Annotated in this window: 18 protein-coding genes and 4 pseudogenes; 4 read left to right on the top strand and 18 right to left on the bottom strand. The window is 42.3% G+C overall.

What is annotated here, in order from left to right:
- The first annotated feature begins 135 nt into the window (after nt 1–135).
- From MAE_RS21600 to MAE_RS21590, 3 genes are all read left to right on the top strand, one after another.
- Nucleotides 136–1863 carry a M6 family metalloprotease domain-containing protein gene (locus MAE_RS21600; protein ID WP_012267440.1) on the top strand — a complete coding sequence of 576 codons (1728 nt, stop codon included), beginning with the start codon at nt 136–138 and terminating at the stop codon, nt 1861–1863.
- A 31-nt stretch (nt 1864–1894) separates the two neighbouring features.
- Nucleotides 1895–3580, top strand: a complete 1686-nt coding sequence (locus MAE_RS21595; protein ID WP_012267439.1) for a DUF6345 domain-containing protein — start codon at nt 1895–1897, stop codon at nt 3578–3580.
- Between the two features lie 84 nt (nt 3581–3664).
- Nucleotides 3665–4102 carry a pentapeptide repeat-containing protein gene (locus tag MAE_RS21590; RefSeq protein WP_002795826.1) on the top strand — a complete coding sequence of 146 codons (438 nt, stop codon included), beginning with the start codon at nt 3665–3667 and terminating at the stop codon, nt 4100–4102.
- On the opposite strand, the pseudogene dcm reads toward MAE_RS21590, so the two are convergent.
- The 16 genes and pseudogenes from dcm to MAE_RS21515 all read right to left on the bottom strand — a co-directional run.
- Nucleotides 4067–4589, bottom strand: a pseudogene (gene dcm / locus MAE_RS21585) (DNA (cytosine-5-)-methyltransferase); the annotation flags it as partial. The gene MAE_RS21590 and the pseudogene dcm sit on opposite strands and share 36 nt — an antisense overlap.
- Nucleotides 4590–4799: 210 nt before the next feature.
- Entirely contained in the window at nt 4800–5036 is a 237-nt protein-coding gene (locus MAE_RS21580; RefSeq protein WP_002731660.1) for a DUF4926 domain-containing protein, read from the bottom strand.
- A gap of 226 nt (nt 5037–5262) precedes the next feature.
- Entirely contained in the window at nt 5263–5475 is a 213-nt protein-coding gene (locus MAE_RS21575; RefSeq protein ID WP_004158042.1) for a hypothetical protein, read from the bottom strand.
- A complete protein-coding gene (locus MAE_RS21570) occupies nt 5472–5948 on the bottom strand; it encodes a type II toxin-antitoxin system VapC family toxin (protein ID WP_012267435.1) in 477 nt (158 codons plus the stop codon). Before MAE_RS21570 ends, MAE_RS21575 begins: the two co-directional genes overlap by 4 nt.
- Nucleotides 5949–6071: 123 nt before the next feature.
- Nucleotides 6072–6272, bottom strand: coding sequence for a hypothetical protein (locus MAE_RS21565; RefSeq protein ID WP_231859659.1), 201 nt, complete (start codon nt 6270–6272; stop codon nt 6072–6074).
- A 262-nt stretch (nt 6273–6534) separates the two neighbouring features.
- Nucleotides 6535–6741 carry a type II toxin-antitoxin system HicB family antitoxin gene (locus MAE_RS21560; RefSeq protein ID WP_012267433.1) on the bottom strand — a complete coding sequence of 69 codons (207 nt, stop codon included), beginning with the start codon at nt 6739–6741 and terminating at the stop codon, nt 6535–6537.
- Nucleotides 6742–6746: 5 nt separating this feature from the next.
- Entirely contained in the window at nt 6747–6956 is a 210-nt protein-coding gene (locus MAE_RS21555; RefSeq protein ID WP_002763394.1) for a DUF6887 family protein, read from the bottom strand.
- An 81-nt stretch (nt 6957–7037) separates the two neighbouring features.
- Complete coding sequence (locus MAE_RS21550) at nt 7038–7310, bottom strand: type II toxin-antitoxin system RelE family toxin (protein WP_002795818.1); 273 nt, start codon at nt 7308–7310, stop codon at nt 7038–7040.
- Nucleotides 7297–7509: a hypothetical protein gene (locus tag MAE_RS21545; protein WP_012267430.1), complete on the bottom strand. Its 213-nt coding sequence runs from the start codon at nt 7507–7509 to the stop codon at nt 7297–7299. Before MAE_RS21545 ends, MAE_RS21550 begins: the two co-directional genes overlap by 14 nt.
- Nucleotides 7510–7562: 53 nt before the next feature.
- Nucleotides 7563–7814: a hypothetical protein gene (locus tag MAE_RS21540; protein ID WP_012267429.1), complete on the bottom strand. Its 252-nt coding sequence runs from the start codon at nt 7812–7814 to the stop codon at nt 7563–7565.
- Nucleotides 7815–7850: 36 nt separating this feature from the next.
- Nucleotides 7851–8072, bottom strand: a complete 222-nt coding sequence (locus tag MAE_RS21535) for a DUF2283 domain-containing protein (RefSeq protein WP_002769518.1) — start codon at nt 8070–8072, stop codon at nt 7851–7853.
- Nucleotides 8053–8319 (bottom strand): hypothetical protein, encoded by a 267-nt coding sequence (locus MAE_RS21530; RefSeq protein WP_002795816.1) that lies wholly within the window; start codon nt 8317–8319, stop codon nt 8053–8055. Before MAE_RS21530 ends, MAE_RS21535 begins: the two co-directional genes overlap by 20 nt.
- Before the next feature lie 166 nt (nt 8320–8485).
- Nucleotides 8486–8860, bottom strand: coding sequence for a DUF5615 family PIN-like protein (locus MAE_RS21525; RefSeq protein ID WP_012267428.1), 375 nt, complete (start codon nt 8858–8860; stop codon nt 8486–8488).
- Nucleotides 8857–9090, bottom strand: a complete 234-nt coding sequence (locus MAE_RS21520; RefSeq protein ID WP_012267427.1) for a DUF433 domain-containing protein — start codon at nt 9088–9090, stop codon at nt 8857–8859. Before MAE_RS21520 ends, MAE_RS21525 begins: the two co-directional genes overlap by 4 nt.
- Before the next feature lie 489 nt (nt 9091–9579).
- The gene (locus tag MAE_RS30675) at nt 9580–9744 is read right to left on the bottom strand and encodes a GUN4 domain-containing protein (RefSeq protein ID WP_232023864.1); all 165 of its coding nucleotides are present in this window, start codon (nt 9742–9744) and stop codon (nt 9580–9582) included.
- Nucleotides 9745–9776: 32 nt separating this feature from the next.
- A pseudogene (locus MAE_RS21515) lies at nt 9777–10143 on the bottom strand (IS1 family transposase); the annotation flags it as partial.
- Nucleotides 10144–10314: 171 nt separating this feature from the next.
- On the opposite strand from MAE_RS21515, the gene MAE_RS21510 reads away from it, so the two are divergent.
- A complete protein-coding gene (locus tag MAE_RS21510; RefSeq protein ID WP_012267424.1) occupies nt 10315–11973 on the top strand; it encodes an IS1634 family transposase in 1659 nt (552 codons plus the stop codon).
- A gap of 246 nt (nt 11974–12219) precedes the next feature.
- Here the strand turns inward: MAE_RS21510 and MAE_RS30670 are convergent.
- Nucleotides 12220–12658 (bottom strand): annotated as a pseudogene (locus MAE_RS30670) (IS1/IS1595 family N-terminal zinc-binding domain-containing protein); the annotation flags it as partial.
- Nucleotides 12659–12774: 116 nt separating this feature from the next.
- Nucleotides 12775–13638 (bottom strand): annotated as a pseudogene (locus MAE_RS21500) (NB-ARC domain-containing protein); the annotation flags it as partial.
- Nucleotides 13639–13687 lie beyond the last annotated feature (49 nt).

Genomic DNA, 13687 nt, shown 5'->3' with positions numbered 1-13687 from the left:
CCTACGCGGATCATCGTATTGTTAACCCAGAAAAATTTGATGATTATTGAAATTGTGCATTGTCCTGTACTTAGTTCTTGAACAGAGCTTCTCATCGAGAAAGCCAAAATTTCTTTGGCAAGGAGAATCAAATCTATGCCTACACCCTTTGTGAATGAGGAATTTACCTTCACCAATCCCGACGGCAGCACTATCCGGGTCAGGGGATCGGGAAACCAGTATTATGCTGTTTTTGAAACCCTAGATGGCTATACCGTGGTCAAAAACCCTGACAATGGTTTTTACACCTACGCCCAGCTTTCCGAAGACAAAAGCCAACTGATAGCCACCGATGGGATAGTCGGCCAAGTAGCACCCCAAAGCCTCGGCATCCAGCCCCATCTAAGCATCGAGACCGAGAGTGCCAAACAACAAGCTCAGAGCGCACCGATGCTACAGGAAGGGTTCAGTCAATGGCGAGTCCGTCGTCAGCAAAAAAAAACTCAGCTGCAGGGAATCAGTGCGACGACCAGTGCTGATGCCAGACCAGCTTCAACAGTAACTGTGGGCAACTATCTGGGATTATGTATCTTGATTAAGTTTCCCGACGTTGCCGCCAGCATTTCCCAACAGGAAGTCAGCAACTTCTGTAACCTACCTGGTTACGCCGGATTTGGCAATAAAGGGTCAGTACGGGATTATTTCTACGACAACTCCCAGGGAAAATTAACCTATACCAATGTTGTCACCCAATATTACACCGCCGCCCATAATCGCTCCTATTATACCGATCCAGCGATCGACTATGGTACTCGCGCCCGAGAACTGATTCTAGAAGCCCTCAATTATTTGAAATCCCAAGGCTTTAACTTTAGTCAGTTGAGTAGTGATAGTAACGGCTTAATTTATGCCTTAAATGTCTTCTATGTCGGGCCGCGGGTCAACAATTGGGCCGAAGGACTATGGCCTCATTCCTGGAGTTTAGCTTCACCCTACGATGTCGGGGGGGGCAAGAAGTTATACGACTACCAAATCACCAATATGGGTAGTGAACTGACCTTGCGTACCTTCTGTCATGAAAATGGTCACATGATTTGCGATTTTCCCGATCTCTACGATTATGGCGGTCAATCGGCAGGAGTGGGTAATTATTGTCTGATGTGTTACGGAGGCAATGATAAAAATCCCGTACAAGTTTGTGCCTATCTCAAAAATGAAGCCGGTTGGGCCAGCAAAGTGACAGCGATAACTCCAGGTCTTACCGCCAGTCTTCCTGCGGCCAAGAATGAGTTTTACCTCTACAGTAAGAACGCTAACGAGTATTTCCTGATCGAAAACCGGCAGAAAACTGGCCGGGATACATTCCTCCCCGATGCAGGCCTAGCCATCTGGCACGTGGACGAACAGAAGAATGGTAACGAGGAGGAACAGATGACTCCTAGCCAACACTACGAATGTTCCTTAGAACAGGCCGATAATCGCTTCGATTTGGAAAAAGACGTGAATGCTGGTGATAACGCCGACCTATTTCGAGCCTCCTATAAAACCGAGTTTTCCGATAGCACCAGTCCTGCTGGCAAATGGTGGGATGGTAGCAACTCTGGCCTAAAAATCGCCCAGATTTCTGCCGTTGCTGCCACGATGACCTTCACTGTTCCAGGCAGTGCTTGGCTAGAGAAAAAGCAGATTACCGGTTTGTGGATGATTAACCAAGAACGCAATGCGGCCGCCTATGTGGACGGCCTCGGCTGGCGCAAGATTGCCAGCGAGAGTGACAGTGTTTTCTTGGGGATGCTTGCCCTACTGTCCGCCGCTAAGGAAAGAAAATTTCCCGTCAATCTGCGTCTAGAAAACAACGTGATTCAGGAAATTTACGTTTTTTAAAACTTTTTCAAGATTTAACGAGGAAAATACCATGACATTAACACAACCGACTCAAATTCCCCCCGCAGCTAACGTTCCTAAGTCCGAAACACCAGAAATTCCCGCCGTTCCTCTCTTTGCCGAAAACCCCCTCGGTCAGGATAGCAAAGATGGCCTGCGTGGCGGAGCGAATCTCTATGGCGGCTGTAGTATTGAAGTGGGCTGTGGTTGCTCCTTTGGCACCCTGCGCTATACCCATGAAGATGCCCAAGGCTGGTTAGACTATGTGAAAAAGTTTACCCCCTTAAACTTTTGGTATCAGGATTGTGGCGTACAACCCTGGCTTTACTACGAACCCTACGATGATTGGCAAGATACCTACGGGGTAGATGCGGTCATGGCCTTCTATCACTCTGGTCATGGCGGGATGGATGCCAATGGCGTGTTTTATCTACCGATGAGCAAACCGTGGGGTAACGAAGGTTGTACGATCGTCTCTAGCAGTGATAAGTTAGTTTGGGCTAACGAGCGGGTCAGATACATTTTTCTGTCTACCTGTCTTTCCCTGCGGGTTCTGGGCGGTCACAACCCGATTCGCACTTGGCATCCTAGTAATCGCGGTTGGCGAATGCTCTTCGGCTATGAAACTGTTAGTTGGGATAATCCCAATTACGGTAAATTTTTCTGGGAAGAATGGAACAAGAATAAGCCTTTAAGTACCGCTTGGTTAGATGCTAGTTGGCGCATTGCCCACGACCAGGCCCCCTCGGTGGTGGCCTGTGGTGCCAGTGCCGATGAGGCGAAAAATCGTCTCTTTAATGAACGCTATTTTTCTCGCGAACGGGTCAGTAATGCTTGGTATTGGTGGCGATGGTACAATGTGGCTCGCAGTAGCCAACCACAACTGGTCTTACCCCAGCATCTCCTCGTCGGTCGTTTGCAACCCCTAGACGCTACTCGACCCGCTGCCCGCAGCCTAGCGGCACGATTTGGTCTTGACCTGGAAATCCCGTCAGAAGTTGGTAGTACCAGAAATGGCTCCTATCGCGTGGTGACGGGGGAACAAAGCATCGCCTACGGTAGTGATGGGTCAATTGATGTTCGTTTGGCAACTCCTAACCGTTATAATTACAACCCTTTGGCTATGGACAGCGCCCAAACCTTAGCCCAGGAGGCAGTCTGGCGTTACGGTCTTGACCAAGAAGTCCCAGTGGTGTTCGATCGAATTATCTTATCTTCCGAAGCCGGCGGTACGGCTAACGGTTCGGGACAATTGGACGGACCGTTTACTACTGGTGTGATTGTCCAATTCCGACAGTTGATTAATGGTGTCCCAGTGATTACCCCGGGGGCAGGTACGGTGCGAATTGCCCTGGATAATGATGGTACTGTCACCGATGTGCATTCATCAGTCCGCTCGCTCGAACAGTTAAGTAGTCGTCCTGTACGCTCTGCCAGTGCGCCGCCTCCCCAGGGTGATATCGCTCCTGTCTTAGCACCCGAACCTAGCAACTATGAGCAGTTACTAGCGGCAGAGTTTAGCCGACAATTGGCTTCCCTGTCTGCTCGCGGTGGCGCTGGAATGCCTCTAGAATTCACCACTGTACCCAATTCCACCGAGATTGGCTACGATATTGACGGCGATGAGGCGATTTTGATCGCCCGCAAAGCGATCGAAGTTAACTTTGGCAATGGTTATCGTAAACGTTATTGGGTTACTGTACCCTTGTTTGGTTAACTGCGATCGAATCCAGTTTTAATCATGTCAAGACGGGCAAGCTCCCCGTCTTGACAGGCTTTTTTACTTTTTCCTGGCTACACAATGTCTAGCGTCACCCGTCAACAACTGGAGAGCGCGATCAACAATGGCTTAAAGATCGGCTTAAACGGTGAAAATTTACAAGGTTTGGATTTATCTGGTCTGAATCTCAGTGAATTTGACTTTAGCTATGCCAATCTAGAATCAGTTAACTTCCGGGGTGCCAATTTAAGCAAGGCGATTTTGTGGTCTGTGCAAGCGGCAAAAGCGAACTTTAGTCAAGCTAACCTTAGTGGGGCCAACCTCGGCACTGCCAATCTTAGTCAATGCAATCTTAGCGGTGCAATTCTCCGTCAAGCTAGTTTGTTAGGAACCAATTTGCAACAAGCGGATTTAAGCAGCGCCGATTTGCGTCTGGCTAATCTCCAAAATACCATCCTCACGGATATTATTTATAATGCTCAAACCCAATGGCCTGATGGATTCCGTTTTTTGCGGTAAACCAAAATTAAGCGCATTCAAAACCCGATAATCGGTATGGTAATACTAAATCTTGCAAAGTATCGAGAATAACTTCTAAGGTTTTTCCCTGTTGATGTCCCTGCAATTGCTTGACATTTTCCGGAATAAATGCTGCGGGTTGTTTGGCTTTTAAAATGCGGGCAATCTCAAAAAATAGCGTGCCTCTGGTATCTTCAAACCCCTTTAAATCACCACAAATACTAAAGGGTTGACAGGGAAATCCCGCCATTAAAATATCGTGATTGGGAATATCTAGGGCGGCGATTTCGGTAATATCTCCCTGGGGTTGGTCGCCAAAATTAGCGTGATAAATTGCCCGAGCGTCTTTATCTATATCACAGGAAAAAACACAATCAGATTCTAAGTTTTTTTGGCGACAAACTCGTTCAATTGCGACTCGAAACCCTCCCAAACCACAAAAGAGGTCAATAAAACGAATTTTTTTACTATCTTTCAGGAGATTCATCGATAGTTGAGATTGTAGCGATAGGGATATTCTCTTTGATTTTAACTTATTCAACTTTCACCAAAGAGCGGACGGTAAATATTTCATTGGCGCTTGAGAGTAACAAACTGAAAACAGTCGTCATTGCTGGGGACATACACAAAAAAAGGATGGTGGGTTACGCTTCTTGAACCTCAGTTTTCTAGGAAATCACAGCGAAGAATAACAGAATTATATTATTTGAAATTCATCCTGTTTAAGATTTTGAATTGATTCAATCTTGGAAACTTCTACAGCGATAACTGTATAGGCTTTTCCCTGATTATTTAACACTTCTAAAACATAGCCATCCTCTTGGCCTTCGGGTCGAGGACAATAATCCACGATAATCGCGTGAGTGCCACGAGACAAATTAGATTCTGGCAAATCTTCGGTTAATTGAACTTCGGAAAACATATCAAATTTCATAGTCTAACTCTTTTAATCTGGTAATAAAGTCACAAATCTTGTTTCTTTCGTAAGTGAGTCGATAATCCAATAGGTAGAGACTCGTAAGTTTATCCCGTGGAACTCCTGAGATAAACTTATTCTGTATTGTTACATACAGCCATGAATCATTATCGCCCTAACTCTTGTGTTTCCAATGAATTGGCAATTAATCAGAATCAATCTAAATTGTTTCGCTCAAGCCAACCTAAGAGGCTGTTGTGTTGGCGTTGAAAGCTTTGGTGTGTTCTTCTCGAATTTTATGAATTTCTTCAGCATACTTGAGAGTAAACCCGTAGGATTCCGCAGCCTTTTCCGCAGCAATGCGAGACTTAACTAAATAGTCATGGATAGACGTGCATTCCTCCGATAATCTTGTTTGAGTTTTATCTTTTTCTTGCAAAATCTCTGAGTGGATCATAAGTTATTCTCCTCTTTGAATAGTTCAAGTGGTGTGACAATTTCAGGTGTTGACAAACCAAGGCGGGCATTGATAACGCGAATAGGCTTCCGTTTGTTAGCATTCGCTAGGTGGTTGCAATTCCAAGTAACGAGATATTGAATGTCGAAATAGCTGGCATAGGCAAGATGTAGAGCGTCGCCCACAAGAGACCTTGGCATGACATAGTTGGCAAGATAAAACTCGACAACTTGTTCAAGAGCAGAAGTCGGCGGTAGTAAAGGAATCCTCGAAACCAAATGAATAATTTCAGCTTTACGCGGATAGTTTCCGTTGGTTAGTTCTTGAAGCACAGCATCCGAAATATATAAATCATAATAACTGGACATCTCCGACCACCACTTCCTTGTGATTTCGGTAAAAGTTTTTAGAGCTTCACGCTCATCAAAGTAATAACTCGGAACCGTGGAATCCAAGTACACTTTTTCTTTCATGATAATAACTGATCGACAAGACTAAATTAAAGCCTGAAGCAGCGGTATGGTAGCCCCCTCTATTCTACTATCCTATCTCTGTAACGAAGTTATTGCACTGTCATGCTTGACCTCGATCATTTCTCAGAGCGATCGCACTTGGACTTGATCGCATTGAAACTTCTCCATTTTATCCCAAACATTAGTTGCTTGTTCCGAATCTAGGAGTTGAGCAAGTTTCTGCGCCGCTGCGTGTGAATTAAGCGGCGACGAGAGTAAATATGTTGCTCCTGGCTGTAGGCTTGGCTCCTCGTCCTTACTTAGTTCTGCGATCAGAAATTGCATCACCTTCAACTTGTCTGCACGAGGCAGACTTCTCAAAGTAGGAAATAGCTCTGCTATAGTCATCTGGCTTAGAGGATTGCATTACCTTTCCATTTTCTCATAAAGCTATCTATTCACCGTGCAAATTTCTCATAACTGAGCCATTTTCGATCCACTATTGTTTCGTTCAACCCCACCTACAAGATCTGCATTTGAGCATTGGCAATATGTTTACAGTTCCATGTTAACAGATAAAAGTCGCGGACAGGATGCAGGTGATCGGTTACGCTTCGATATACTGGCAATAGGTGGCTGGTTGGGGAATTGGCAGCCCTTGCTCTTGTAAACCATCCAGATGAAATTGAATCGCTTCTTTCATATTTTCTGTGATTTCCTCTAGGGTTTTACCGGTAGTAACACAACCGGGTAAATCGGGAACATAAGCGGAATAGTTATTTTCAGCTTTTTCGATAATAATCGCATAACGCACGATTTCTATTCCTCAATTATTTGATTTAATTTTTCCTTGAAAATCGTTTCTATTTCTTTATAGGACATCGTTTGAGGTGCGGGATATTTAAACCAGTCTTTTTTTCGGCTTAATAATACTTCTAGTGCTTCACTAAAAATAGCTTCTTCGTTTCGATGTTCCGAAAGATACTGACGGAGTTCTGCGTTAGTCATTTCCGAAGGTGATTTTTTCATAATTCAAAGTTCCAATTCCCCTGTTCATCGATTAAAATGATTAGAAAGCAATTGACAGATAAAGATAGCGGTATCTTTCTATCAAGGAAAAGTTTTGTAAATTTCTCTACGATGTGCGACCCGTTGACAGATGATGGTTTGATTGGGTTTATCAATAGTCAGGCCAATCCTATAATCTGCAACTCTAATTTTATATTTATCTTTATGTCCTTTCATTTTATCGAGATAGCCTAATTCAAAAGGATTGTCAGTTTCTAATTCGGAAAATACGATCAACTCAACGCGAGATTGTATGTCTTTTGGCAAAGAGGTTAATTCTTTTAAAAATCTCTTGTTGTATTCAACTTTCCACATTTTTATTTTTAAGCAACTCTAAATATTGTAAGGCTTTTTCTTTGTCTAGGATTTGATCATTTTCAACTTCTTCGATGAGTTTTCCCAGTCCGTAATCCTCAAGGATTTCTTCGATTTTTTCAAATTCAGCAATGGGAATCTGAACGGCAATCGGCTTTTGATCCTTGTCTAATACATAGCTTTTGGTAATTTCTAGCATTTGTAGTTCCTCTAAAAGTTCTCTATATTATTATTGATAAATCAAGTAAAAACTCACTCATGATTTTCGAGTTTGCTCTCTAGTAATTCTAGATTTGATAACTGCGGTGGATGATTAGCATTCCATGGGAGAGCTTGATCTAATTTTTCTCGAAAAGGCGATCGATTTATCCAGTCTTCATTTACGGGAGAGCGATCGAGTAAATTTTGATAAAACTCATTCCACAGTTGACCCCATTCTTTTAGATCGATAACAACTGCTGTTTTTTCTCCTGTTTCATCGACAATATACTGAATACCTTTCATGATTTAAATTGTTGTGAGATGGACATTAATCGATAACTATATTTTAATCGATTCACGAGAAGATATGGATTTTGCCAGTTCTTGTCTAGCATCTTCCGATAGAGAACAACCAAAATCTAGAATCTCGATTAAAACTAACTGATCGTCCTCGGAATAATGTAATATTGTTTTCCCTTCCTCCTCTGCGTAAGCAATTGGATTATTGTTTAACTCAATTAATAAAGCATCCACATCTGGGCTATAGTGTATCTTGTTCATATCGGGATATCCTACCGGGGTAAAGGGTGATGATTAAGAAAAAAGCGCTGAATTCTCGATAAACTACTCGAATCACTAAATTATCATTGAACTTTTTTTGTGCGATTCGCTTGTTGTCTTCAGAGATTTCTATTTTGTCAGGAAATTGTACAGTTTCGAGGATAAATTCAGGAGTGATAAAAATTCCACGAGCGGATAGCAAATTCAATTTGATTCTAGAATGCTCACTAAATCGAACTTCTTTCATTTATCCAACCAATATTATATCGCCAACCTGTGACAGGCATCGAAACCCTATCAATTTTTTCGATAATAATTGTGTAACGCACGATTTCTATTCCTCAATTATTTGATTTAATTTTTCCTTGAAAATCGTTTCTACTTCTTTGTCTGACATCGTTTGAGGTGCGGGTTCATCGAATTGGAAGTTTACGAACACGCACAGAGTCATCGCTGATAGTAATTGCCGCACCTTCTGTCAGTTCCGTTTCCACAGTCAGTAAAACATCTAGAAGCCTTTGAGCAACTACATCAGGTCTGGCAGAAGATAACCGTAATGTAATCAAGCTAGGCAGTCCATAATTATTGAGGGCTACCAGCAGGGAAAAGTCTAAGTCTTGTGTTAAAATAACTTGACCTTCCACTCTGGCAAGTTCCAAAATCTCCGCGTCGGCAGCAGTGGCAGGTAAAAAGTCTGTAGTGCGTACTATGTCGTAGCCCTGTAACCTTAAAGCCGCAACTGTCAAAGGGGAGATATGAACATCAGCTCGTAAACGCAGACTACTCATGCCGAAGTGAAGCTAACGATATAATCGGATACAGCCCAAGCTGCATAATTAAGAGCCTGACGAATATCTTCCTCCTCTAACTCTGGATAAGCCTCTAAGACTTCCTGAATAGATAACTGACTAGCCAACAGTTTCAGAACAAATACCACAGTGATACGCATTCCTCGAATCGTTGGCTGTCCAAGACATATTTGTGGATTAACAGTAATACGGTCTAGCTCTTTAATCACTGTGGAACTCCTGAGATAAACTCCTCTTATATTGTTACATACAGCAATGAATTGTTATCGCTTTAACTCTTGTGTCGGCAATGAATTGGCAATTAATCAGAAATTAATATAAGCAATTATTGTAGGTTGGGTTGAGCGAAACAATACTGGGTCGAAAATGGCTCAATTCGATTGTTTAAGCGAAACCCAACAACTCCAAAGGTTACTCTTTGTTGGGTTTCCTTGCGTCAACCCAACCTACGAGGCTGTTACCTTTATATGTTACATTTTACAAGTCTCGACGCGAGATAATCCACCAACGAAAATGTACTTCGTTTAAACTTCTGGCTATACTTAATCGATCAATTCCGGTTCTTCGTTACTTGGTATGGTTCAATAGGGTGGCATAAATCGACTAAATCCTTATCTGGCAAGAGTTCTATTGATTAGTTCGTTCTAGATCGAAAACAATTGACAAAAATCGCATCAATGTCTTTCTCTATAAGGGTTTCATCCCTTATAGAGAAAGACATTGCATAGCACAAACCGAAGAACCTCAATTCCAAACGGAAGGTGTCCTTGAGGTGCTTTATTATCATCAAAGGTCACAGTATCGTAGTATATCCAGTGTTTATTTACTAGCCAGCCTACTTTATCTCCGAAAGCGTTCCAGATTTCGGTGGTGATTCTGTAGTAGTGATGGCGGCTTAATCCTTTGCCAGGTGTGCATTGTAGTCATGGATAAAATACCAAACAGCCCCAACGTGATTCTCCATTTTTTTAGAGAAAGATAGACTCTCTCTCACCAACCGAGAAATCCTTTGTCGAAAGGTATTATTTAATCTTTCAATAGGATTAGTTTGACCAGTTTCTTTCCCGACTGGTCGATGACGTTTACTGGGAATTACTGTCTTATATGACTCCCAAAAGTCTGTGTAAGCAACTGCACATTGTCGGTAAACACCTGGTAAACTAGCCCAAAGTTTTTTGGCTGATTGACGACTCCTATCTCCGCGCATAGCAACCAATAATTTCCCTTGTATTTCTATCAATTAACCGCCAAATATAGACCTTTATCCCACATTCCGCACCCTCAACTGTCACATAAGCTGTCCCCCGCCAGAGACTTGAGTAAAAATACTTAGCTGGTGAAGGTTTTCTCGGTGGCCGCTAGGGGGGCTTTGAGACCCTAATTATGAAAAAATAGGAATTGTTGGAAAACTGAGGCGAGTGGACTGTTCGACCATGAATCAATCAACAGAAATTGAAGTCAAAAATCTAGACCATCTGGGATTAGTAGCCGGAATTATCGATGAAATAGGAATCGTTGAAATTATCAACGAACAAGTCTCAATTGAGCGAGGAGAAATTGTCACAGCGGGGCAAGTCGTGAAAGCAATTATCCTGAATGGATTGGGATTTGTCTCCCGAGCCTTGTATTTATTTCCTCAATTTTTTGAAGATAAAGCAACCGAACATCTGCTGGGAGAAGGCATCGAAGCAAAACACCTGAATGATGATAAAATTGGTCGAGTAATGGACAAACTTTATCAACTGGATGTTTCGGGTATTTTCCTACTCATCAGTTTAGCCGCCGTGAAAAAATTTGGTGTAGCAACCGAGAACTCCCATTTAGATTCGACTTCTCTATCAGTAGAAGGAGAATATAAAAAGGAATACCCAACAGTAGAAATCCTGAAATCAGGAGCAGTGGGAGAAGAAATTGAAACCAGACAACAGCCAATAAAAATTACCTACGGATACTCCCGCGACCGAAGACCTGACTTAAAACAATTTATGATTGACTTAATCGTAAGTGGGGATGGAGATGTACCTTTATTCCTGAAAGTAGGGGACGGAAATGAAGCGGACAAAGCGGTTTTTGGTCAAATCGCCCGAGAATTTAAAAAACAAGTTGACTTTGACAGTTTAATAGTCGGCGATAGCGCCCTCTATAGCAAAGAGAATTTAAAACTAATGAAAGAAATGCGTTGGTTGTCTCGAGTACCATTAAGCATTAAAGAGGCTCAAGAGTTAGTCGATAGCATCTCAGAAAAAGAGTTAACCGATTCAGAAATACCGGGTTATTCCTGGCGGGAAACAAGCTCTAACTATGGGGGTATAGAACAAAGATGGTTGCTAGTTGAAAGTCAAGCTAGACAAGAATCAGACTTGAAAAAATTAGAGAAAAAAATCGAGCAAGAAAAGAATTCTGCCCAAGAAAAAATCCGGCAACTATCCCGAAGAGAATTTGAGAATAGAGCGGTGGCGTTGGCGATAGCCAAAGGATTATCTGACTCCTTAAAATCTCATCAGTTAACGGAGATTAAAGTCAATCTCATTCCGCCTGAGTCTCAGCAGTCAAAACTCAAATCAAAAGACGATTTGCCCTCTCAAAGCTATCAAGTTCAAGCCGAATTAGAGTTGAATTTGGCAGCGATTGAGAGGCTAAAGAAACGAGCAGGACGATTCGTTTTAGCAACTAACGATTTGGAGAAAAAACGATTGAGCAGTGAGGATATACTCAAAAAATATAAGGGGCAACAAGCTCCGGAAAGAGGATTTTCTTTTCTCAAAGACCCCTGCTTTTTTGCCCACAGTGTCTTTCTCAAATCTCCCCATAGAATCGAGGTCATGGCCATGCTCATGGGCTTGTGCCTGCTGGTTTATACTATTGGTCAAAGACAACTTCGTTTAAGTTTAAAACAGCAGGAGACGGGACTGAAAAATCCGTTGGGTAAGTTAACTGACCGACCGACGTTACGCTGGATATTTCAGTGCTTTCAAGGGATTCATCTCGTCCGTATTCAAGACAATCAAAAGATTAGCAACTTAACGGATGAGAGGCGCAACATTTTGAGATTTTTTCCCAAACCTTGCCAGGAATATTATCTCTTATCTTGACCAGATGGATTGACTTCAAGGGGTGACAAAACAAAGCGAGCAACTGGAACATCTCCCCCTAGATGTTAAGTCTGATTGCCTAGTCATTCTCAACAAGCACTGTTTATTGAGAATGACCGGGGGAACTCTGAAATTTTCGGCTTAGTTGCCGGCAGCTTGCCGCCAACTCACTCCTCTAGATAAGTATTTTGACTCGCGCCCCTTCCTCTTTTGAGACGTTGTGACACTTAGGGTGCGGAATGTGGGCTTTATCGTCTTAGAAAAAACAAAAGACCACATTTCATCACATTCTCTAACCAATTTACCTTTTGGTTTGTCCGAAACCTTTATTTGACGGGGGACAGCCGCCAGTTTATTGTTGACATAATTTTGTAACCATGACCAACTTACCCCTGTTACTCTAGCAATTCCTCGTCAGGAAATTCGTTCGAGCAAGAGTTTATCAATTAATTGTTTGGTTTCGTCAGAGACGGTTTTATTAGTGGGATTGATCACCAACTGACGACCACATTCTTTACCTTGACGTTTGGGTTTTCCATTATGAATAGAACCATTCTTGATCGTATGGTGAGAACCACAATTAGGACAGGGGAACGGAGGTGAAGGGGGTACTTTGTTCGGTGCTAGACTGATATTTCAGTAAGCCAGACAGGAGCCAGAAAAAGATATTTATCAGAAAAGTCATGATCAAGCTAGAGGTTTAAAGACTGATTCGAGCCAATTATTTTTATTAATAAATATTTTACACAATTCATACCAGGTAAGCAAGAGAGCTACGCCACTACTACCGAATCATTACCTATCGGTTAACCATTCCTCCACTGTATCCCCATCTTCATCGGGAAATAAATCCAGAATCATCTCCTTGGGAAAGGGCGCAAGAGCGAATAAACTGAGGTAAAGTGCCAAAATTTGCGCTTCTGGTTCGCTATGCAACTCCTCCCAACTGAGATTAAAGGCAGCTTTTAACCCTCTTTCCGCAGTCATTTCCCCATGAAACTTGGGATTTTTGTCTAAACTTGGCTCATCTAAGCCGTTTTCGGCTAATTTCTCCCGTATTTTGCTAATTTCCCAATCCTGTCGTCGTACCAGCAACCTTGCCACCAATTCTAACGCCAAGGGTAAATAACCCAAATCCTGACATAATAATTTAGCTGCCTCAATTTGTGTGTCAATTCTGTTGTCTTTAAGGTAGGAACGCAATAAATCAAGTGCATCTTTTTCTTTTAATACTTCTACCCGAAAAGTCGCAATTGTCGCTGATAAATATTCCTTGCGAGTGGTAATTAAGACATGAAAGCGTTTCTCTTCTTGCGGTGGTAAATAATCCTTAATTTGCTGATAATCCCGCACATCATCAAAAATAATTAAGACATTTCCCGCTAACCAATTTTGCCAACAATAACGAATTTTTACGTCTAATTCTCCCTCATCCGGTAAAGTTAATTTGAGATGTACCCGCGCAAAATCTAAAATAGAAGTACCGATAAAACCGCCGTCACTTTCTGCCACATTTAACCAACATATCCCCCCCGGATAGGCTTTTTCTCGCCATTGTTGCCAGCCAAACTGTCTGGCTAGTTCGGTTTTACCTATGCCTCCCATTCCCGTTAAGGTAGATATAGCAAGCTTTTGGGATTGTTGTAATTGCTTTTTTAAGTCAATTAATTCCTGATTCCTACCAACAAATCTAGGGATATTACTATTAGATAAA

It is taken from the genome of Microcystis aeruginosa NIES-843, from assembly GCF_000010625.1.
Classification (GTDB): domain Bacteria; phylum Cyanobacteriota; class Cyanobacteriia; order Cyanobacteriales; family Microcystaceae; genus Microcystis; species Microcystis aeruginosa.
The sequence above is the reverse complement of the archived record's forward strand: the minus strand, read 5'-3'. Positions and strand labels throughout refer to the sequence as shown.

Bases quoted from the DNA above. Each gene is read 5' to 3' on its own strand.
- MAE_RS21600 (WP_012267440.1), top strand. From the start codon at position 136: ATGCCTACACCCTTTGTGAATGAGGAATTTACCTTCACCAATCCCGAC.
- MAE_RS21595 (WP_012267439.1), top strand. From the start codon at position 1,895: ATGACATTAACACAACCGACTCAAATTCCCCCCGCAGCTAACGTTCCT.
- MAE_RS21590 (WP_002795826.1), top strand. From the start codon at position 3,665: ATGTCTAGCGTCACCCGTCAACAACTGGAGAGCGCGATCAACAATGGC.
- MAE_RS21580 (WP_002731660.1), bottom strand. From the start codon at position 5,036: ATGAAATTTGATATGTTTTCCGAAGTTCAATTAACCGAAGATTTGCCA.
- MAE_RS21575 (WP_004158042.1), bottom strand. From the start codon at position 5,475: ATGATCCACTCAGAGATTTTGCAAGAAAAAGATAAAACTCAAACAAGA.
- MAE_RS21570 (WP_012267435.1), bottom strand. From the start codon at position 5,948: ATGAAAGAAAAAGTGTACTTGGATTCCACGGTTCCGAGTTATTACTTT.
- MAE_RS21565 (WP_231859659.1), bottom strand. From the start codon at position 6,272: ATGCAATTTCTGATCGCAGAACTAAGTAAGGACGAGGAGCCAAGCCTA.
- MAE_RS21555 (WP_002763394.1), bottom strand. From the start codon at position 6,956: ATGAAAAAATCACCTTCGGAAATGACTAACGCAGAACTCCGTCAGTAT.
- MAE_RS21550 (WP_002795818.1), bottom strand. From the start codon at position 7,310: ATGTGGAAAGTTGAATACAACAAGAGATTTTTAAAAGAATTAACCTCT.
- MAE_RS21545 (WP_012267430.1), bottom strand. From the start codon at position 7,509: ATGCTAGAAATTACCAAAAGCTATGTATTAGACAAGGATCAAAAGCCG.
- MAE_RS21540 (WP_012267429.1), bottom strand. From the start codon at position 7,814: ATGAAAGGTATTCAGTATATTGTCGATGAAACAGGAGAAAAAACAGCA.
- MAE_RS21535 (WP_002769518.1), bottom strand. From the start codon at position 8,072: ATGAACAAGATACACTATAGCCCAGATGTGGATGCTTTATTAATTGAG.
- MAE_RS21530 (WP_002795816.1), bottom strand. From the start codon at position 8,319: ATGAAAGAAGTTCGATTTAGTGAGCATTCTAGAATCAAATTGAATTTG.
- MAE_RS21525 (WP_012267428.1), bottom strand. From the start codon at position 8,860: ATGAGTAGTCTGCGTTTACGAGCTGATGTTCATATCTCCCCTTTGACA.
- MAE_RS21510 (WP_012267424.1), top strand. From the start codon at position 10,315: ATGAATCAATCAACAGAAATTGAAGTCAAAAATCTAGACCATCTGGGA.